Source organism: Brumimicrobium salinarum (assembly GCF_002844555.1).
Taxonomy (GTDB): domain Bacteria; phylum Bacteroidota; class Bacteroidia; order Flavobacteriales_D; family Crocinitomicaceae; genus Brumimicrobium; species Brumimicrobium salinarum.
Genome location: NZ_PJNI01000009.1, coordinates 1 through 20,145, shown reverse-complemented (window position 1 = coordinate 20,145; position 20,145 = coordinate 1). Strand labels below are relative to the sequence as shown.

Here is a 20,145-nt window from a genome sequence, read left to right as displayed (position 1 = left end):
TGCGTTAAAAATAATCGAAATCGTTGATTTTATAGGATGATTTTGAGAAAATTATTTTGAATGGTATTTGAAAGTATATTAAAACTGGTTAACTATTTCACCAAACCAATCAGAATATCACCATAGGTGTTGTAAAAACGATCGAATCTTCTTAATGTATCAATCAAAAAGTCATAAGCCTTTTGATGATCTTCTTTATGATAAATATTAATGTCTTCTTTTATCCAAGAAATTCTAGATATAGGTTGATTTGAAAGGTTAAATTGAATTTTCTCCCATTCCCCATAAGTTCCCATTTCTGTCTCAAGTACTTTCTTTAATTCAATCATTTGCTCCCAGATGATGTCTCGAATTCCTTCATCTTTGTCTTGTATTTCAATCGAAAAACGAGCACATGTTTTATCAACAGTGAGACGAATGTAAAGGGGTTTTAAACGTGTTGGATAATTTACCCAATTGATTTTATTTCCGTTTTCACCTTTAAAAATCCCGGCTTGTTCTTTGAATCGAGTCCAAAATACTTGATTCATTAATTTTCGTTCTTCTTTAGATAACATGATTTAATGATTCAACCAATAAATAAAACGACCCCAAATAGAGGTGGGCTTCTCTTTTTTTGTTGCCGATTCTATTTCTTTGATTTTGGAGTTTTTCTTTTTTGATTTCTTTTTAGATTTGACATGGGCCTTTTTATTCCGCTCTTGAATCATTTGCTCATATCGTTCTTTTCCCTTTTTCTTTTTAAGCTCTTTTTGTTTTTCAAGTGCTAACTTTTGTTCTTTTTCAGATTTCTCTTTCGTTAGGCCTGTGGTATTTTTTCGTTTTTTACTCGACTTACCTTTATGTTTAGTTCTTTTCTTATGATTAGAATGTTTTTCTTGAGGTGATTTCGACAAAGAGGTAGAATTATCTTGAGCATCCTCCATCGTTTCTTTAACAGTTTCTTCTTCTTTTTCTTTTTCTGCGGTTGTTTCTTCGGGTTTTGATTTGGGTTTTGGCAAATCCACTTTACCAACAACTTTTACACCTTTTATTTCCGCTTTTGGAGCTTTAATAACACCATCCTCAATGTTTAGACCGTCCAAGTTGTCTTCAGTATTTTCTTCTGCTTCAACCTCTGTTGATGCGCTATTGTTTGCTGCTATTTCAATTTTAGCTTCTTCTTCAACTTTATTCGTTTCTTTGTTTTTTGTTTCTTCATTTATAGCGTGTTCATGAGATGTTGGTGCTTCTTTGTTTTCATTATTGAAGTGAATAAGTATTTGTTCAACATTTTCATCGGGAATTTTTGTGTTTGGAGCGTTTGTAATCTCTACTCCTAACTCATTCTTCAGGTAGTGAACCACTTTTGTTGGTTTTACATTTAATTTCCTAGAAATTTGGGCAAGTCTCATAATATCAAAATAAGTTTCTACAAAGATAATTGAATGAAAGGAAAAACTTTTAAAATGTTAAAATTACTATCTTTTAATGTGTTTTTCTTTGGGCGAATAATCTGTTTCTTTAGCGTTTAAAACATTTTTACTTTTGAAATACCATCTATATAATAGTAGTTGAATAGATTGTTTATTGTAATCGTATTTAAATTCTGAGTTTTTTAGTTCATTTATATATTGTTCAAAGATGAAATGTATTGAAAGATCTTCTTTTTTTTCAATTTCATTCTTTATGGTCATGCTAATTTTGTGAAATTTAGTTTTTACTATTTCGACGGAATCAATGGCAAATGTTTCTTTGACACACGCTATAATGTTACTGGGATTTGCGTAAAGCAAAACTTCATTGAAATTATTTTTCTCAAGTGGTGGATTGAAGTAACTGTTTTTTTGAAGTGATTTTAATAGTTTTTTATAAGACTTTCCTGTCGTGTCTTTTAAATGACCTTCTTTCACTAGGTGATGTTCAAAATCATTTAATAAAGCTGTTATTTCTACATCAAAATTGAGGTAATAATCCTCAAAACAGATTTTTAAAAATGAGTTAATCTCTTGCTTACTTAAGGTGTTTTCGTTTTTGCATCCTATAAGAAAGAGAGATGTTATTAATGCTGTATATAAGATTTTTCTCATACTTTTTTTAAAATTCAAAGTGTCCAAAATAATAAAAAAATAATATGAATTTTCACTGTTAATTTCATTAATCCACGTTCTGTCTCAATTTCTTGTTAAATTAAGGGGGCTTAACTTTATTTAAAATCTACTTTCCGTTTGCTTAATTATGTTAATGTAGAACTAAATGAAAGATTAGATTTTCGGTTTTGTAAGTTTCATGCTTTGTGTTTTGCTTAAATACAAGTGAATCAATAGACTACCATTTTATTTGTTTTAATTCCATTTTATGGCAACTAAATGAATTTTGAGACGTTTAAAAAATGTTAATATCACGCACTATGAAAAATTCTGCATTACTTATTGTTTTAATTTTATTTTTTTCATTTTTTGAGTTAAACGCTCAAAACTGTCCAAGTTACGCTTCGACATCTTCGTCTAGTGGTGAAGCTTGCGGAAATCAAGATTATTCCTTTTCAGTTGACAATACCTCTTGTAATGGCGAAGTTTATTTCGATGTTGTTGGAAATTACGGTTCTTATGGAAGCGAAATAACATGGGAAGTAGTTAGTAATACTTCAGGGGCAATTGTAGCAAGTGGAGGACCAGGTGTAAGTAACGGAGCGATTAATACAACTATTGGACCATTAGATCCAAATGTTCATGGAAATGTTTTTGATTTAAAGGTGTATGACTCCTATGGGGATGGCTTCTCTGGCGGTGGTTTCATACAAACCCAACAAGGGGGAATTGTTTTAGCAGATATAAATGGCGATTTTGGAGCGGAAAGTCATATAATTTTTAATGCAAATATAGTGATAAGTTCAGCTACCATTACAGTTACAACACCTTCCGGACCAGTAACAGCAGTAGCCAATAATTGTAATGATTTTATTGTGCAAGTTCCTCTATCAAATGCTAATTTTTGTACGCCTATTAATGTTAATCTTCCTTGGACGATTACTTGTGATGTTTCTGGAACAACAATCTCTAGTGGTACACATGCCGTTACAGTAAACCCTCAAGTGCCTACAGATGTTAGTGACTTGGTAGATATTACTTGGAACACGACTTCATGTTCATGGGAGGTATCACCAGAAAATGATTGTGATCTTTTAGATATTGGAAATATCTTTACGATTTCTCCTGATCCAGCAGGTTTAAGCACCGGCGCTTGTGGAAATGGTAATGAAAACTTCACGGTTGATTATTTAGGTGTCTCAGGTGCTCCAAATTGTTGTGAAACTGCTGGGCCTTTGGTGAATGAAACTTATGATCAATCTTTAACATCCTCTGATGCTGTGGTTGCAAGTTCACCATTTGGAGGAACTAATAACTCTGCTTTAATTACTATACCACCAAATAACTCAGGTGGAAATGCTACTTCGTTAGATTTGTGTGTAGATGTTAGCGGTTTTTGTTTTGATCCTCCAAGTACAGAAACAGATCAATCATTTTATGTGATTATATTTATAGATGGTAATCAGGTATACATGAGTCCACAACTTACAGGTAATTCTCATAATGTTTGTATTAATCTCTTAGATGTACCAGGAGGGTATACACAGTCTAGTACAGTTGAGGTTTATGTATTGCCGAATATTTTTAGTGTCCCTGGTTTTTGGCCCTGGGACCCTACTATTTATACAACTTTTGCACCTAACAAAACATGTTCAAATTTAGCTGATGGAGAATGGACAGCTGATTTTACCACCACAATTGATGTCGTTTTTGATCAAATGGTTGGTTCTCCGGTTGCTTGTTCATTTTCTCTAAATGCTCCATATACTTGTTGTGACCCAACTCCACCCACAGCATCTAATCCTGCAGCTATAAATATTGATTGTAATAACAATATACCTGCTCCAGACCCATCAGTAGTGACAGGTGCGACGAGTGTTTGTGGTACGCCTCCTACAATAACGTTTGTTTCTGACGTTTCTGATGGTAATGTGTGTCAAGGTGAACAAATAACAAGAACCTATCGGGTAGAAGATGATTGTGGAGGTCATGTGAATGTGACACAATTAATAAATGTAGATGCAACTAATCCTACATTTACTTTAACTGCAAACGATCCTACTATTTGTGGAGGAACAGATGGAGAGATTATTATAGATGGTCTTGATCCAAATACAACCTTCAACCTTACTTATATTCAAAATGGAACCGTTATGGGGCCAACAAGTATAACAACAAATGTTTCGGGTCAATATACTATTGCTGGCTTACCAGAAGGAAGTTACACTGATTTCTTAATTAGTTTATCAACTTGTTCAAGTTGTGTTGGGTCGGATGTTGCTGGAATTTCTTTAAATTCTGGTGCAGCTGCAACAATTGATGCTGGAAGTGATCAAACAGTTTGTGTTGGGTCTACAGTGGTTTTAACAGCTTTTAATCCGGATGGAGCTACAATTTCTTGGAACAATGGTGTGACAGATGGTGTTGCATTTACTCCACCAACTGGTACAACTACATATACCGTTACTGCAGATTTATCTGGATGTACTTCAACGGACGTGGTGGTGGTTACTGTTAATCCTCTTCCAAGTCCAACAATTAATCCGATTGCGGATCAATGTGAAAATGAAACTACCGTTACTTTATCCGGAAATCCATCAGGAGGAACTTTTTCGGGTACAGCTGTTTCAGGAACGAACTTTGATCCATCGTTGGCAGGGATAGGTAATCATACCTTAACTTATGATTATACAGATGCAAACGGATGTTCAAATTCCGTAACAACAATTGTAAACGTTGTCGCTGGTCCTAGTTTTACATTGACTTCTAACGATCCAACTTCATGTCTGACGACCGATGGCTCAATTACTATAGAAGGTTTGCAGGCCAGCACTACTTATGAAGTGAGTTATCAAGATGCCTCTGGAAATGTTATTGGACCTGTTAATCTGACAAGCGATGCTACTGGAAATGTCATAATTTCAAACTTGGGTCATGGAGATTATTTAAATTTTGAAGTTGTTTTAGATGGATGTTCAACTACGGATAATACAACCATAACTTTAGATGTACTTGGCGTACCCAATATAGATGCTGGTCCAGATGTGGAGGTTTGTGAAGGTGAGACGGTTATATTGGTCGCTGATAATCCTGATGGGGCAACGATCTCATGGGATAATGCTATTACAGATGGTGTTGCTTTTACACCAGTAGTAGGTACAACTGAATACACTGTTACAGGAGACTTGTTAGGATGTGTTGCAACAGATGTTGTTCGTGTTACTGTAGTTAGTAATCCAATTGTTGATGCAGGAGTCGATATAGATGTGTGTGAAGGCCAACAAGTAACACTTTCAGCTAGTGGTGCAGATACTTATACATGGAATAACGGAGTGGTAGACGGACAACCATTTTCACCATCACTAGGTACAACCACATACGAAGTTGTAGGGGTGACGAGTGAAGGGTGTGAAGGCACTGATCAGGTTGATGTAAATGTCGCGACAGGACCAGATGTATCCTTTATTTCAGATGTTGATAAAGGATGTGCTCCATTAACGGTTAATCTCACGAATACTTCTACGACCAATGGGGATTGTGTTTACACTTTTAGCGACGGAACAGTTATCAACGGCTGTAATCCAGTTCATGTTTTTGAAAATGCGGGTTGCATGGATGTAACCTTAACGATTACGGATAATCAAGGCTGTGAAGGATCTTTTACCGCCATCGATTTTATCTGTGTAGATGAAATTCCAAAAGCAAGCTTTATTGCAAATCCAATGGTAATTGGAGGATTAACAAATGAGGTTGACTTTTTAAATAACTCGACAGGAGGAGATACTTATCAATGGATTTTTGGAGATAGTACAATAAGTACAGATGTAAATCCAAGTCATGAATATGACGTTGAGGAGGAATTTTATGAAGTTACTTTAATAGCAGAAAGTAGTGCTGGTTGTATGGATACTACTTTTTTGATCATAGAGGTTGAGGAAGAGTTGATCTACTATATACCAAATACCTTTACACCAGATGGTAATAATGTTAATCAGGTATTTAAACCTATTTTCACTTCTGGTTTTGACCCAATGGATTATCATTTTACTGTTTTTAATAGATGGGGAGAGATTGTTTTTGAAAGTTATAACGTTGATTTTGGATGGGATGGAACTTATGGCTATGATGGACATGGTGTCGTTAAAGATGGTACCTATATCTATAAAATAGACTTTAAACGAAGCAATAATGATAAACGTCAAGAAATTTCTGGGCATGTAAATGTCATTAAATAAAACATGAATTCATTTTACCAAGATTTCTTTCTTTATTATTTACTTCTTTTTTAATCATTTAATTACTAAATATGCATGTAATCAAAAAATAAATAAAGAATGAAAATTTATAGTGCAGTTGCTTTTCTTTTGGTTTTTTGCTTTTTAAGCTGTGAAACTGAAGTTAATACAGATGATAAAATGACAAATAAAGATGTTGGATCGAAAGATTTATCGAGTAATCCTTTGCTTCAGAAGAGTACACTACCCTATGGAGCACCAGATTTTTCTAAAATACGCAATCAGCATTTCGAGCCAGCCATTATGGAAGGAATTCGAATTAAACGTGAAAGACTGAAAGAAATTGTAGAAAGTGAAGAAGCACCTACTTTTGAAAATACAATCGTTGCTTTGGAAAAAAGTGGACATCAATTGAGTAAAGTGACCAATGTTTTTTCAGCTCTAACTGGAGCCCACACCAATGATACACTTCAAGATTTGAATCAAAAATTGGCTCCTCAACTATCAGAATTAAATGATGAGGTTTATTTGAATGAGAAGCTTTTTGAACGTATTCAAGAATTAAACAACAAAAAAGATGAATTGGGTCTTGATGCCGAATCGAAAAAGTTGTTGGAGGAATATCACAAGAAATTTGTGATTGCCGGAGCGGAACTGAAGAGTGAAGATAAAGAAAAACTTAAAGCAATCAATTCTAAATTAGCCTCTCTTTCTGCTGAATTTGGAAAAACACTTTTGGCTGCAACAAACGAAGGCGCTTTAATTATTGAAGACAAGGCAAAATTGAAAGGATTGAGTGAATCTACTTTGGCTTCTTTAAAAACAGATGACGGAAACTATCGAATTCCAATTCAAAACACAACGCAACAGCCAACCTTAGCTTCTCTAGATAATAGAGATACGCGTAAAATGGTTTTTGAAAATGCTTGGATGCGCGCAGACGGTTCTGAAAATGATACAAAAGATTTAGTGATTGAGATTGCACATAAAAGAGCAGAGAAAGCTAAATTATTAGGATTTGATACTTACGCCGATTGGAGTTTGCAAACAACCATGATTCAGAACAAAGAAAATGTTCGAGAATTTTTTGATGGATTAATTCCAGCAGGCGTGGTTAAAGCACAAAAAGAATCAGAAATGATTGAAGAAATGATGCACAGTGAAGGTCAAGAAGGTCAGCTCGAACCTTGGGATTGGAATTATTATGCAGAAATGGTGCGTAAAGCAAAATACGACTTGGATGAGGATGAAATTAAACCGTATTTTGAAATGATGTCTGTTTTAGAAAATGGAGTTTTCTACGCAGCTGAAAAATTATATGGAATTACCTACAAAAAGCGTGAAGATATTCCTGTTTATCACGACGATGTGTTGGTGTATGAATTATTCGAAGAGGACGGATCTCAGTTAGGTCTATTTTATGCCGATTTCTATTCTAGAGAAAGCAAAAGAGGAGGAGCTTGGATGAGTAACTTTGTGGATCAATCGCATTTGTATGACACAAGACCAGTGATTTACAATGTGTGTAATTACCCAAAACCAGCAGAAGGAGAACCCACATTGTTGAGTTTTGATAATGCAATTACCATGTTCCATGAATTCGGACATGCGCTTCACGGTTTCTTTGCAGATCAAAAATATCCGACTTTATCAGGTACGAATGTAGCGAGAGATTTTGTTGAGTTTCCATCTCAGTTTAATGAAAACTGGGCAACGCATCCAGATATTTTAAAGAATTATGCTAAGCATTACGAAACGGGAGAAGTGATTCCAAGCGCTTTGTTAGACAAAATCAAAGCCGCTGGAACATTTAATCAAGGTTATGGAATTACTGAAAATTTAGCTGCTTCAAATTTAGATTTCGAATGGCACACAATTTCTGCCAATCAAGAAATAAAAGATGCGAATCAATTTGAGAAAGACGCTTTAAATAAACATGGCTTAGACAAAGTACATGCGGTAAAGCCTCGTTATAGGTCAACCTACTTTTCTCACATTTTTGCAGGAGGATATGGCGCTGGATATTATTCTTACCTATGGACAGAAATGTTGCACCACGACGCTTATGTTTGGTTTGAAAACAACGGCGGACTCACAAGAGAAAATGGTCAGCGTTTTAGAGACATGGTGCTTTCAGTTGGAAATACCTTGGAGTATGATGCGCTTTACAAAGATTGGAGCGGAAGAGATCCTCAGATTGCACCTATGATTAAGGCTAGAGGGCTTGAGTAATTATGAGTTATGAACGATGATTGACGGTAATTATGAGTTATGAACGATGAATTATGAATGCGGTTGGGTGTGGTTTTAATTGTGAACCATGAATGATGAATTCGCGTGGATTTTATTCATTTTTCTGATTTAGAGCTTAATTGATAAGCAGTGTTTGACAAGTTGAGAAATAGCTTGTCAAATGCTGCTTTTATATATAAATGTCATTCTGAATTTCTCTTTTCAATTGGTTGGAAATAAAAATTCAGAATGACATTAAAAATAAACTGGTATAATTGCAAGGAATCAGTTTTTGAAATGTATCAAAGGAAATCCTATGAACAAGTATTTGTTTTATTTTACATCAATTACGAATTCACTTCTTGGTATTCTAACTTTTTTCATTGGTTTTACCCAATCTCTTGATTCATCTGCATAGCCAACATACATAACCGAAACACTTTTTAATCCATGTTTTCCGAGTTCAAGTACTTCGTCTACCAATTGATTATTAATTCCTTCGGCTGGACAAGAATCAACTCTTAATTCAGCTGCCTCTGCCAAAGCCAAACCTAAACCAATATAAGATTGTCGGGCGGTATGTGCAAAATTGTATTCTGCAGGTTGATTCAAATACATTTCCTTAAGTTTATCAGTATAAGAATCAAATCGACCTTTTGGTAAATCTCTTTCTTCAGTTGTGAAATCATATACTTTGTCAATTCTCTCGGCTGTATAATTATCCCAAGCTGCAAACACTAATACATTTGAACATTCTTTCATGGAGTCAGGATTCAATGCTCCTGTGACCAACTTTTCTTTTGTCTCTTGATCAGAAACATTAATAATTCTAAATGGCTGTAATCCTGAGGATGTTGGAGCTAATCTAGCCGCTTCAATTATTTTTTCAATGTTTTCTTCACTGACTTTTTTATCTGGATTAAAGGCTTTTACTGCGTGTCTCCAATTTAAATCTTCAATTAATGACATAATTTTGTTTATTTATTTGTTGTATTTAGTTTAACTTCAATATTACCTCTCGTTGCATTTGAATATGGACAAACTTGGTGTGCTTGTGCTGTTAGTTCTTCAGCTTCTTCGAGTGAAACATCAGGAATGTTTACATCCAATTCTACGGCAAGACCAAATCCACCATTTTCGATTTGACCAATGCTCACTTTTGCGGTAACTGATGTTGTTCCCGTCTTCTTTTTACTTTTTTGAATTACGAGATTTAATGCACTATCAAAACAAGCGGAATAACCTGCAGCAAATAGCATTTCTGGATTTGCATAATCGTCATTCGCTCCACCAAGTGCTTTTGGGTGTCTTACTTCAATGTCTATTATTCCATTTTCACTTTTTACGTGTCCGTTTCTTCCTCCTGTGGCTTTTGCGCCAATCGTATACATCGTTTTCATTTTATTTTATTTATTTGATTTGTAATTTTTTCAGTTATTCTTTTTAATTCACTTAAATCTTCAATAGAAATATCCAAAGCCTCCACCAATTGAGTAGGAATACATTCTGCTTTTTCCTTTTTATTCCTTCCTTCTTCTGTCAGTGTGATGGAAACCACCCTTTCATCTGTCGCTTTTCTTTTTCTTTCTATAAATCCTTTTAATTCTAATCTTTTTAACAAAGGAGTTAGCGTACCACTGTCTAAGTTTAATAGTGACCCAATTTCTGATACATTTTGTTCTTCATTTTCCCATAAAACCAGCATAACTATGTATTGGGAGTAGGTAAGGTCTAAGTCTTTTAATATCGGTCGATAAAGACTGATTATTTCCTTTGCCAGGTTGTACACCGGAAAGCATACTTGGTTTTTTAACTTTAATTCTTCAGACATAGTTCTATTTTTAAATCTGCAACAAATGTAGTGCAAAATTAAATTGTGTACAATATAATTGTGTGATTTTATGATTTATTTTGATTTTGACATGCGCAAGTTATGGGAATGCGGATTAAGGACGTAAATAAATTATCGATGTTTCCAATTAGAAATTTTGATCAAAGCTAATTACAGATTTAATAAGTTCATTTATACCTTTAGCTACTGTAGTATTAAAGTAGGGACAGTTACTTTAAGATCATAAGTCTATCTAATAGATTTTGAATTGTTTATGGGGTAATAAGGGCCAATTAAGGTTGTGCTTATTTTGAATATTTCTATTTATAATTGATAATTATTAGGTTGTTAAGTCCTAGTCGATTCGTATTGCAACCTGAAAGTAATTATTAACTTCTCCTATCACTGTATATTTAATATAAAATGAATTAGCCCATTCATTAAATGCCTTAAACTCATGCATAGGAACGTTGAATTCATCAAATAGAAGAATGTCTCCTTTGTTTAAAAACGGTGACATTGAAGCAAGCACGAATAATGTAGCAGAATACAAATCAGCATCTAAGTGAATTATCTTTTTCTTTTTGGATTGATAGGTTTTTAGAAAATCAGGTAGGGTCTTTTGAAAGACTCCCTGAAAAAACTGATGTCTTGAATCATCTATTTTAGGAGGTTCGTTACCGTTAGACATGTCTCCCTTCTTAAATGAACCCCAATCTTCAGGAAGACCATTGAAGGTATCAAAACCATAAAAAAACGAATCATCATGTTCTATGTGTTCTATCCACCACTTAAAAGATTGTCCTTTTGCAACACCAAATTCCAAATAGTCGATAGCTTCTCCAGAAACTTCATGTTCAATGAGGTGTTTGTAAAGTTCATAACGTCGATTATAATCAAAATTTTTAACGGGAAAGTCTGAAAAATCCTTAGCTGGATTTTCAGCAATCCATTTGGATACACCACCTAAATGTCCAATAAAATTGAGTTTTTTCGTAGGTAGAACCTTATGAACCCTATTCTTGTAAAAAAATATTTAGCTTTTCTAATTCGTTTTATGTTTTTCTTTTTCATCTGCTCTTAATGCGGTTTAGTAGCTTTATTCTACTGCGCTAAGTTAGTAATTAATCATTATAATCTGACGTAACTTGTATTTTGTAGACCTTTGAGTATAACATTTTATACTTATCTATTATTTTACTGGTAGTGTCAAGCGAATAAATCCATAACTTTTTCAGTTTATTTAATAAAATTCTCAGATCACATGATTACAGTTAAAAAAAACAAGATTCTGTAAACTACTGTGTTATTGTTTTGTATTAATAAAGTAGGATAGCTTTTGATTTAAAGTTAGACAAGATGTAAAAATAGACTGAGGATTATAGCAACCTAATCGAGCGATAAACGTTAAGTCTACAATAAATGTTGGGATCTTTTTTTAGCTTCTAGTCAAAGTACATTTGTATTTTTGTAAATGAAGACTTTAAAACTTGTATAATTCGATCAGCGACATCACAAATCATAATTGAATGAATAAAATTGAAAAAATATTAGCTTCTTTAAACATTTTATGGGTGTTTTTACTTCTTTTAATGGGTGTTTCCCCGCATTTGAAGGCCCAACAAGGTGATATTATTCCTACAGCTTGTGCAACAGCAACGTATACGTTGAGTCCTGGATCAACAATTCATTTCTACGACGATGGTGGCCCGGGAGGTGATTGCAGTACAAGTGGAGCTTCGGGTAATTTTTCTAATTCAGGTTGTGAAACCATAACGACTATTTGTCCTGCGCCAGGAGAAGTCTTAAGCGTACAGTTCCTTGTTCTTTCAATGTTTGCGACATCAAGTGGTTTTGATTGGATGGTTATTTACGAAGGTCCTACGACAAGCGGAAATATCTTATTTGATAATAGAAATGGTGGGCCAAACAATCCTTATGGGACTAGTTGTAATTTTGACACCTCTACCGAATTTTGTGCAGTTGATCAATGTTATACGTTTCGTTTTTATGCTTCAAGTGTTGTAAATAGAGAAGGATGGGATGCGGTTGTTTCCTCAACAAGTTTACCAAATACAGCATATATAAATATTGATCCCCCAACTTGTACTGAAGATGGTGTGGCGACCATCTTGAATTACGATATTAATGAAACTTACACTTTTACACCTGCTGGTCCAACTATTGATCCATCGGGAGAAATTGATAATGTAAATTTTGGACAAACCTACAGTTTGGAAATTGGAGTGAACAGTTGTATAGCTACCACTTTTCAGGTAGAGGAAAGACTGAATCAAGCTACGATTACAACTCCAACAGATATGTGTGGTGCAGGTGATACGCAAACGTTAGTCGGAAGTCCCGGAGGAGGAACATGGAGTTCATCAGACCCAACAATAGCAACTATTGATGCTGCTGGTGAAGTCACATCAGTCGGTCCTGGAACCACAACAATAACTTACGACCTTAGTGGTTGTCCTCAAACAGTTAATCTCACGGTTAATTCCGAGGTAACACCAACGTTTGATCCTATACCTTCTTTTTGTGAAACCACGACACCACCAGTCTTACCCACAACATCAACAAATGGTATCGATGGTAGCTGGAATCCATCTACAGTAAGTAATACTGGTGGGACAACAACTTATACATTTACACCTGATGGAGGTTGTGCATCAACTACAACATTAGATGTCTTTGTAGAACCGACACCTGTTTTTACTCTTTTAGGAACAGCACCTTCAGCGTGTAATTTGTCTGATGGTCAAATAACAATTGAAGGATTAAACCCAAATGCAACTTATTCGGTTGAGTATGTTGATGAAAACGGAAACAATATAGGGCCAATTACGGTAAATACTGATGCCGTAGGAGAAGGTATTGTTAATAATCTAACGAATGGAACATACACCAATTTTGTTGTAAGTATCGACGGTTGTATTGGTACAAACGCGCAAACAATAACCTTAATTTCACCAGATATACCAACTATTGATGCTGGTCAAGACATAGTAGCTTGCGAAGGAGATCTTATTGATTTGACGGCAAATAATCCCGATGGAGCTCAAATTTCATGGGACAATGGGGTTGTTGATGGTGTTGAGTTCTCCCCAACTCTAGGTACGACAACTTATACTGTAACAGCCAATTTATCTGGTTGTATCGCTAGTGATGAGCTTGACGTAACGGTTAATCCTGTTCCAGTAGTTGATGCAGGAAGTGATATTTCCGTTTGTACTGGGGAACAAATTACATTATCTGGAAATGGAAATCAAAATTATATATGGGATAATAATGTGGTAGATGGCCAACCTTTTACGCCGCCTGTTGGAACAACTGTATATACCGCAAGTGTTACGAATAGTTTTGGTTGCGTTGGTGAAGATTTTGTTACTGTAAATGTTTCCGACGTAGCAGACGTTGAGTTTACTGCAGATTTTACATCTGGATGCGCTCCTCTAACGGTAGAATTTTCCAACAACTCAAGTACACCTGGCAGTTGTAAGTATACGTTTAGTGACGGAACCGAATTAAATGGATGTGATTTGACACATACTTTTACAGAGCCTGGTTGCTATGATGTTACATTAGAGTTAGAGAATAATGCGGGTTGTTTCGGGACGAAAACAGAGACTAATTATATTTGTGTAGACGCTGTTCCACAAGCTGGATTTACCGTTGACTCAGATGTGGTTACTGATTTTTACAGGGAAGTTGAGTTTACAAATACATCACATAATGCAGAAACCTATATATGGTCATTTGGAGACGAAACAATAAGTAGCGAAACTAATCCCAATCATGAATATGAGCTAGAAGAAAATAAATACACAGTAACACTTACTGCAGTGAGTGAGTTAGGGTGTATTGATACTACTTCAATGGTTATTTACGTAGAAGAGGAATTAGTTTATTATATTCCAAATACTTTTACGCCAGATGGTAATGAGATTAACCAAACTTTCCAACCTATTTTTGATTCAGGCTTTGATCCACAAGATTATCGTTTATTAATTTTTAATCGATGGGGAGAAAAAGTTTTTGAAAGTTATGATGCAAGCTTTGGGTGGGATGGAACTTATGGTCTTAATGGGCATGGAAAAGTTAAAGAAGGTACTTATGTTTACAAGATCAATTTTAAAAGAGATAAGAATGAAGACAAAATTGAAATAGTAGGTCATGTTAATATTATTAGATAACAACTATACTTATTAAATTCTGTTTTTCTATTTAATTATATTTCTAATTATCCATTTTTATTCAATTGTGATTTTAGTTCTCAGAAAACAGTAAGGAAATAAAAAGTAATTTTCCATATCGATTTCTTGTTTTAAAGTAGGAAGAGCACCAATGATTTTTTATTTTTAGCTTATAAATATTAGAGCATGCAAGAATTTAAAGGAAACATCGTAGATATACAAAATAAGAAAATCATTAAAGGAGTATTAAAAGTTGAAAAAGGAAAAATTCATTCAATAACACCGCACAATGATGTCCCGAATCAATATATACTCCCAGGGTTTATAGATGCGCATGTTCACGTTGAAAGTTCAATGTTAATACCTTCAGAGTTCGCCCGATTAGCGGTAAAACAAGGTACGGTTGCTACGATATCTGATCCGCATGAAATTGGAAATGTTTTGGGAAGAAGTGGAGTGGAGTACATGGTGAAAAATGGAAATAAAACACCTTTTAAATTTTTCTTTGGAGCTCCTTCGTGTGTTCCCGCAACTACTTTTGAAACGGCTGGTGCAGAAATCGATTTAGAAGACTTGCGTGAATTGTTTAAATTACCACGTGTAAATTATTTAGCTGAAATGATGAATTATCCTGGCGTTCTTTTTCGTGATAAGAATGTTATGGCAAAAATTGAATTGGCAAAAAGCTTAAATAAAAGAGTGGACGGTCATGCGCCTGGATTGCGAGGGGAAGATGCCAAGAAATACATCGAAGCAGGAATAGAAACAGATCACGAATGTTTTACCAAAGAGGAAGCACTTGATAAATTGAAACATGGGATGAAAATTCTTATTCGTGAAGGAAGCGCAGCAAAGAACTTCGAAGCGTTGTGGACCTTAATTGATGAATATCCAAATGAAATCATGTTGTGTTCCGATGATAAACATCCAAATGACTTTGTTGTTGGGCATATTAATAAATTGGTAGCCAGAGCAATTACAAAAGGCTGTAATTTATTCAATGTATTGCAAGCGGCTTGTTTGAATCCAATTGAACATTATAGAATGGATGTGGGGCAACTGCGTATCGGCGATCAAGCTGACTTCTGTATCGTTGAGGATTTAAAAGATTTTAATGTTAGTCAAACCATTATCGATGGAAAAATTGTTTTTGAAAATGATGAGGTGAAATTCCCAAGAGTAGAAGCAGAGGTGCCTAATAACTTCAATTGTAAACCTATTGAATTGTCACAATTGAAAGTACCTGCAACTGGTGATACTGTCCGCGTAATTGTAGTGGAAGACGGTCAATTAGTAACTAAAGAAACAATCCAAACAATAAAACCTGAAAACGGAGAGCTTTTAGCTGACGTTGAAAACGATGTGCTGAAAGTGGTTGTTGTCAATCGCTATTTTGACGCGGAACCAGCAGTGGCATTCATCAAAAACTTCGGATTGAAGGAAGGAGCCATTGCATCTTGTGTGGCTCATGACAGTCACAACATTATTGCGGTAGGAACAAACGATTTTGACTTACAAAAAGCCATTAATCTTATTATTAAAGAAAAAGGAGGAATTTCTTTAGCCAATGGCAAAGAAGAAGAAGTCCTCGGTTTACCAGTTGCTGGAATCATGACAACAGATGATGGTGAGAAAGTTGCCGCGCTTTATGAGTTCTTAGACAAAAGAGCTAAAAAATTAGGCTCGAAATTAACTTCTCCCTACATGACGCTCTCTTTTTGTGCTTTGTTGGTTATACCACAATTAAAATTAAGTGATAAAGGTTTGTTTGATGGATCAAAATTTGAATTTGTTTCTTTGTTTGAATAGGTCGATCAATTGAACAGTTTTTTTACAATTCTTTTTGGTCATATTTTAAGTATATTTGAGATAAGACAAAATAAATAATATACAGCTAATTATGGCTCACAATCATTCGCATGATCACTCTTCTACCAAAAACCTAAAGCTGGCTTTTTGGATGAATTTAGGTTTTTCAATTTTCGAAATTATTGGTGGAATTTACGTTAATAGTGTTGCAATTATTTCTGATGCAATTCATGATTTAGGCGATAGTTTATCTTTAGGTTCTGCGTGGTATCTAGAGAAAAAATCAAAACAATCAGCCGATAAAAAGTTCTCTTTTGGTTATGCACGATATTCTTTATTAGGTGCATTAATTAATAGTTTGATTTTGATGGTGGGTTCCGGATTTGTTATTTATGCTGCCATCGATCGACTTATTTATCCAGAAGATTCTGATGCGCTTGGAATGATTGCTTTTGCAGTTGTTGGGGTAATTGTTAATGGTATTGTTGTTCTGCGAATGCGGTCTTCAACAAAATTAAACGAACGCGTTGTGTTTTGGCACATGTTAGAAGACGTCTTAGGTTGGGTTGCTGTTTTAATTGCCGCGATAGTTATTTATTTTTATCCAACACCATATATTGATCCCATTTTATCTTTGGCCATTACAGCTTATATTCTTTACGGAGTAATTGGACGATTAAAAGAAACACTTTATTTCTTTTTACAAGGAATGCCTAAAGAGATTGATTTAAGTAAAATAAGAAAAGAAATTATTAATCTCCCCAACGTTCAGTCGATGCATCATACGCACTGCTGGTCTTTAGATGGAGAGAACCATGTATTTACGACACATTTAAAATTAGAACATATAAACAAGTTTGATGAGATTATTGAAGTAAAAGATAAGGTTAAAACTATATTAAAGGATAATCAATTTAGCCATTACACAGTGGAAACAGAATTAGATAAGGAGAAATGTTCTTTTAGTTAATTTTTAAAGGTTTATAAATGTCATTATTTTTATTTTTTAAAATTTTAAAATAAAAGCCAGAAAAAACACCAAATAAAATGAGGGGTTAACCCTCTTGATTATCAGTTTTTTTGAGATTGTTTTTAACATGTTGTTAATAAAAATGTAATGTTTTTTTATCGATAAAAACTTAATTCTAAGCAACTTTAAAAGTTGAATAGCGTTAAAAACTTGTTAAACACAAAACTACATTTATGAAACAGATAACAACGTGTGCATTGTTACTATTTACATTTTTTATTTCTATACAATTAAACGCTCAATCACCACCAGTTGATCAACTTGTTAAAGAATTTTTAGGAGATCAAAAATACCAATCAAGTTTATCGGATAATCCGGGATTGATTGAATACCTAAAAATTAAATCAACAGAAGGGTACAAAATTGATACGGTTGCTATAGAGAAATTCAATCAATTACCAATTTTACCTCAAACCTTATACATGAAAAATGAAATTACTCCAAGTGAGTTTGCAGCAGCAGCTAAAACTGATGATTTCAATTTTTTACAGTATTCTTTTCCTGCGATTGAGGAGGGTGTTTTTCGTTTAGATGCGAGCGATAACACGATCATTGTTATTCAATCCAACGAATACATTAATAAACAAGTGAGAAACAGGTAAGCCATCTTTTACAAAACTACTAAAGCTAAAACCTTTATATGAAACATGCTAAATTGGCAATGACATTGCTGTTCCTATTTTTAGGAATGAATATCCTACAAGCGCAAAATTACAATATGACGAATGGAGGTTCTATTTCAACATGTAGTGGTACCTTTTATGATTCTGGAGGAAGTGGAGGGAGTTATAGTGGTAGTGAAAATTTGACCTATACCATCTGTCCAGATAATGGAGGGAAGTTAACAGCAGATTTTACGTCTTTCGATATTGAGAATAGTTGGGATTTTTTAACCATTTATGACGGGAATAGTACCGCTGCTCCTACATTAGGATCTTATACAGGAACCACAAGTCCTGGGTTTGTTGGCGCAACGGCAAGTAATACTTCTGGGTGTTTGACCTTTGTTTTTACATCTGATGGGTCTGTGAATAATGCCGGTTGGAGTGCTAACATCGCTTGTACTCAACCTTGTCAGGATATTATTGCGAACGCAATTTTTTCTCCTGCTCCTGATGGAGATGGAATTATTAGAATCTGTCAAGGGACTGCAGTAACCATGAATGGAACTGGAGTTTATCCAGATAATAATACCTCCTACCCACAATCTGATGCTACTTCTACCTTTACATGGAGCACGCAAGATGGCCCTGCTATTGTGGGACAAAGTGTTACACATACATATACAACTGAGGGTGCATATATTGTACAGCTTGAAATTGAAGATGTCCAAGGTTGTTCTAACGCTAATGATATAGATCAAGAAATCCGAGTTTCTACAACACCAAATTTCTCTGGTACTATTGGAAGTCCAGACCCTATATGTTTGGGGGAACAAGCTAGTTTTAACGGTGTGGTTACTCCTGTAACTTATGAAAAAACATGTAATCAACCTAACTTTCCACCTATATCTCTACCAGATGGTTCGGGAGTTTCTTATCAAACAAGTGTTAATATCGATTGTTATGGAGCATCTCAAACTGTAACGAATATTAGTGATATTGTATCTATATGTCTTGAAATTGAACATTCTTTTTTGGGAGACTTAGATATGGTTATTGAATGTCCAAACGGGCAGACTGTTTCTTTAAAAGATTATCCTGGAGGGTCTAATACATTTCTTGGAGAACCTGTTGATGATGATGGGCAACCTACGGTTCAAGGGGTAGGATACAATTACTGTTTTGATCCAACAGCTACAAATGGAACACTAGTCGCTAACGGAACTGGTGGTGTAAGTTTGCCAGCTGGTTCATATGAGTCTGCAAACTCTATGGGAGGACTGATAGGTTGCGATTTAAATGGAGACTGGACTTTAATTATTACAGACCATATGGGAAGTGATAACGGATTTATTTTTGACTGGAGCCTGAACTTCGATCCAGCTATTCTGCCACCCGCAATTACATTTACACCGACAATTGTTACTGAAGGATGGCAAGCTGACCCCACAATAGTTGGTGGTACAAATCCTATTACTGTTGAACCTACTTCAACAGGTAATGCATGTTATACTTTTGAAGTAACAGATAATTTTGGATGTGACTATGATACAACGGTATGTATTACTGTAGATCCTTCTCCAGTGATCGACCCAGTTGCTGATGTAACTCAATGTAATCCTTATACACTGCCTGCAATTACAGGTGTTAATTTGACAGGGAATGAAGCGTATTATACAGGAATGAATGGTACAGGTACGCAATACAATCCTGGTGATGTGATTTCTGCAACAACTACTTTATATATTTATGATAGAGCTACTGTAGCTCCGTTTTGTGAAAATGAAACATCATTTACAATTACTATAATTAATGCAGTGCTAACCATGAATTGTCCACCTGCTTTAACTGCAGTGTGTGATATTTCTGAACAACCTGCTTATGCAAACTTTGCGGCTTTCCAAGCGGCAGGTGGTTCAGCATCTACAACTGGAGGGGCTTCAGTGCTTCCCGCTACTTTTACTTTGCTTAGCGAGGTTTCTGATGGAAATACATGTCCTGAGGTGATTACGCGTACTTATCAAATTGAAGATGATTGTGGAAATACAGAAACGTGTACGCAAACCATCACCATTAATGATTTAATAGCGCCAACCGGAACAGCACCAGCTGACCTAACAGTGCAATGTATCGGAGAT

At 35.0% G+C, this 20,145-nt stretch carries 14 protein-coding genes; 7 read left to right on the top strand and 7 right to left on the bottom strand.

From position 1 onward, the window contains the following. Positions 1-92: 92 nt before the first annotated feature. The 3 genes from CW751_RS08840 to CW751_RS08830 all read right to left on the bottom strand — a co-directional run bounded on the left by CW751_RS08840 (position 93) and on the right by CW751_RS08830 (position 2,069). The gene (locus CW751_RS08840; protein WP_101334644.1) at positions 93-557 is read right to left on the bottom strand and encodes a DUF4268 domain-containing protein; all 465 of its coding nucleotides are present in this window, start codon (positions 555-557) and stop codon (positions 93-95) included. Positions 558-560: 3 nt separating this feature from the next. Continuing rightward, positions 561-1,394, bottom strand: a complete 834-nt coding sequence (locus CW751_RS08835; protein ID WP_101334643.1) for a hypothetical protein — start codon at positions 1,392-1,394, stop codon at positions 561-563. A gap of 66 nt (positions 1,395-1,460) precedes the next feature. Continuing rightward, a complete protein-coding gene (locus CW751_RS08830; RefSeq protein ID WP_101334642.1) occupies positions 1,461-2,069 on the bottom strand; it encodes a hypothetical protein in 609 nt (202 codons plus the stop codon). A gap of 320 nt (positions 2,070-2,389) precedes the next feature. On the opposite strand from CW751_RS08830, the gene CW751_RS08825 reads away from it, so the two are divergent. Together CW751_RS08825 and CW751_RS08820 are read left to right on the top strand one after the other, a co-directional pair. Beyond that, positions 2,390-6,304 carry a PKD domain-containing protein gene (locus tag CW751_RS08825; protein WP_165779268.1) on the top strand — a complete coding sequence of 1,305 codons (3,915 nt, stop codon included), beginning with the start codon at positions 2,390-2,392 and terminating at the stop codon, positions 6,302-6,304. Between the two features lie 99 nt (positions 6,305-6,403). Continuing rightward, a complete protein-coding gene (locus CW751_RS08820; RefSeq protein WP_101334640.1) occupies positions 6,404-8,536 on the top strand; it encodes a M3 family metallopeptidase in 2,133 nt (710 codons plus the stop codon). A 333-nt stretch (positions 8,537-8,869) separates the two neighbouring features. Here the strand turns inward: CW751_RS08820 and CW751_RS08815 are convergent, their stop codons facing one another. From CW751_RS08815 to CW751_RS08800, 4 genes are all read right to left on the bottom strand, one after another. Beyond that, positions 8,870-9,505 (bottom strand): nitroreductase family protein, encoded by a 636-nt coding sequence (locus tag CW751_RS08815; protein WP_101334639.1) that lies wholly within the window; start codon positions 9,503-9,505, stop codon positions 8,870-8,872. An 8-nt stretch (positions 9,506-9,513) separates the two neighbouring features. After that, positions 9,514-9,936 (bottom strand): organic hydroperoxide resistance protein, encoded by a 423-nt coding sequence (locus tag CW751_RS08810; RefSeq protein ID WP_101334638.1) that lies wholly within the window; start codon positions 9,934-9,936, stop codon positions 9,514-9,516. Beyond that, positions 9,933-10,367 carry a MarR family winged helix-turn-helix transcriptional regulator gene (locus CW751_RS08805; protein WP_101334637.1) on the bottom strand — a complete coding sequence of 145 codons (435 nt, stop codon included), beginning with the start codon at positions 10,365-10,367 and terminating at the stop codon, positions 9,933-9,935. The genes CW751_RS08810 and CW751_RS08805 overlap by 4 nt, the downstream gene beginning before the upstream one ends. A 355-nt stretch (positions 10,368-10,722) precedes the next feature. After that, positions 10,723-11,193 carry a class I SAM-dependent methyltransferase gene (locus tag CW751_RS08800; RefSeq protein ID WP_101334636.1) on the bottom strand — a complete coding sequence of 157 codons (471 nt, stop codon included), beginning with the start codon at positions 11,191-11,193 and terminating at the stop codon, positions 10,723-10,725. Between the two features lie 703 nt (positions 11,194-11,896). Between CW751_RS08800 and CW751_RS08795 the strand changes: the two genes are divergently transcribed. The 5 genes from CW751_RS08795 to CW751_RS08775 form a co-directional block, all read left to right on the top strand. Further along, positions 11,897-14,566: a PKD domain-containing protein gene (locus tag CW751_RS08795; protein WP_101334635.1), complete on the top strand. Its 2,670-nt coding sequence runs from the start codon at positions 11,897-11,899 to the stop codon at positions 14,564-14,566. Between the two features lie 186 nt (positions 14,567-14,752). Further along, positions 14,753-16,375, top strand: coding sequence for an adenine deaminase (ade, locus tag CW751_RS08790; protein WP_101334634.1), 1,623 nt, complete (start codon positions 14,753-14,755; stop codon positions 16,373-16,375). 91 nt (positions 16,376-16,466) lie between these two features. Continuing rightward, entirely contained in the window at positions 16,467-17,345 is an 879-nt protein-coding gene (locus tag CW751_RS08785; protein ID WP_101334633.1) for a cation diffusion facilitator family transporter, read from the top strand. A 233-nt stretch (positions 17,346-17,578) separates the two neighbouring features. Further along, positions 17,579-18,007: a hypothetical protein gene (locus CW751_RS08780; RefSeq protein WP_101334632.1), complete on the top strand. Its 429-nt coding sequence runs from the start codon at positions 17,579-17,581 to the stop codon at positions 18,005-18,007. A 38-nt stretch (positions 18,008-18,045) separates the two neighbouring features. Continuing rightward, positions 18,046-20,145: PKD domain-containing protein (locus CW751_RS08775; protein WP_119782961.1), on the top strand; the 2,100-nt coding region annotated here is incomplete at its 3' end.

What these genes read in the sequence shown, in the direction of transcription:
- CW751_RS08840 (WP_101334644.1), bottom strand. Translation starts at nt 557, where the DNA reads ATGTTATCTAAAGAAGAACGAAAATTAATGAATCAAGTATTTTGGACT.
- CW751_RS08835 (WP_101334643.1), bottom strand. Translation starts at nt 1,394, where the DNA reads ATGAGACTTGCCCAAATTTCTAGGAAATTAAATGTAAAACCAACAAAA.
- CW751_RS08830 (WP_101334642.1), bottom strand. Translation starts at nt 2,069, where the DNA reads ATGAGAAAAATCTTATATACAGCATTAATAACATCTCTCTTTCTTATA.
- CW751_RS08825 (WP_165779268.1), top strand. Translation starts at nt 2,390, where the DNA reads ATGAAAAATTCTGCATTACTTATTGTTTTAATTTTATTTTTTTCATTT.
- CW751_RS08820 (WP_101334640.1), top strand. Translation starts at nt 6,404, where the DNA reads ATGAAAATTTATAGTGCAGTTGCTTTTCTTTTGGTTTTTTGCTTTTTA.
- CW751_RS08815 (WP_101334639.1), bottom strand. Translation starts at nt 9,505, where the DNA reads ATGTCATTAATTGAAGATTTAAATTGGAGACACGCAGTAAAAGCCTTT.
- CW751_RS08810 (WP_101334638.1), bottom strand. Translation starts at nt 9,936, where the DNA reads ATGAAAACGATGTATACGATTGGCGCAAAAGCCACAGGAGGAAGAAAC.
- CW751_RS08805 (WP_101334637.1), bottom strand. Translation starts at nt 10,367, where the DNA reads ATGTCTGAAGAATTAAAGTTAAAAAACCAAGTATGCTTTCCGGTGTAC.
- CW751_RS08795 (WP_101334635.1), top strand. Translation starts at nt 11,897, where the DNA reads ATGAATAAAATTGAAAAAATATTAGCTTCTTTAAACATTTTATGGGTG.
- ade (WP_101334634.1), top strand. Translation starts at nt 14,753, where the DNA reads ATGCAAGAATTTAAAGGAAACATCGTAGATATACAAAATAAGAAAATC.
- CW751_RS08785 (WP_101334633.1), top strand. Translation starts at nt 16,467, where the DNA reads ATGGCTCACAATCATTCGCATGATCACTCTTCTACCAAAAACCTAAAG.
- CW751_RS08780 (WP_101334632.1), top strand. Translation starts at nt 17,579, where the DNA reads ATGAAACAGATAACAACGTGTGCATTGTTACTATTTACATTTTTTATT.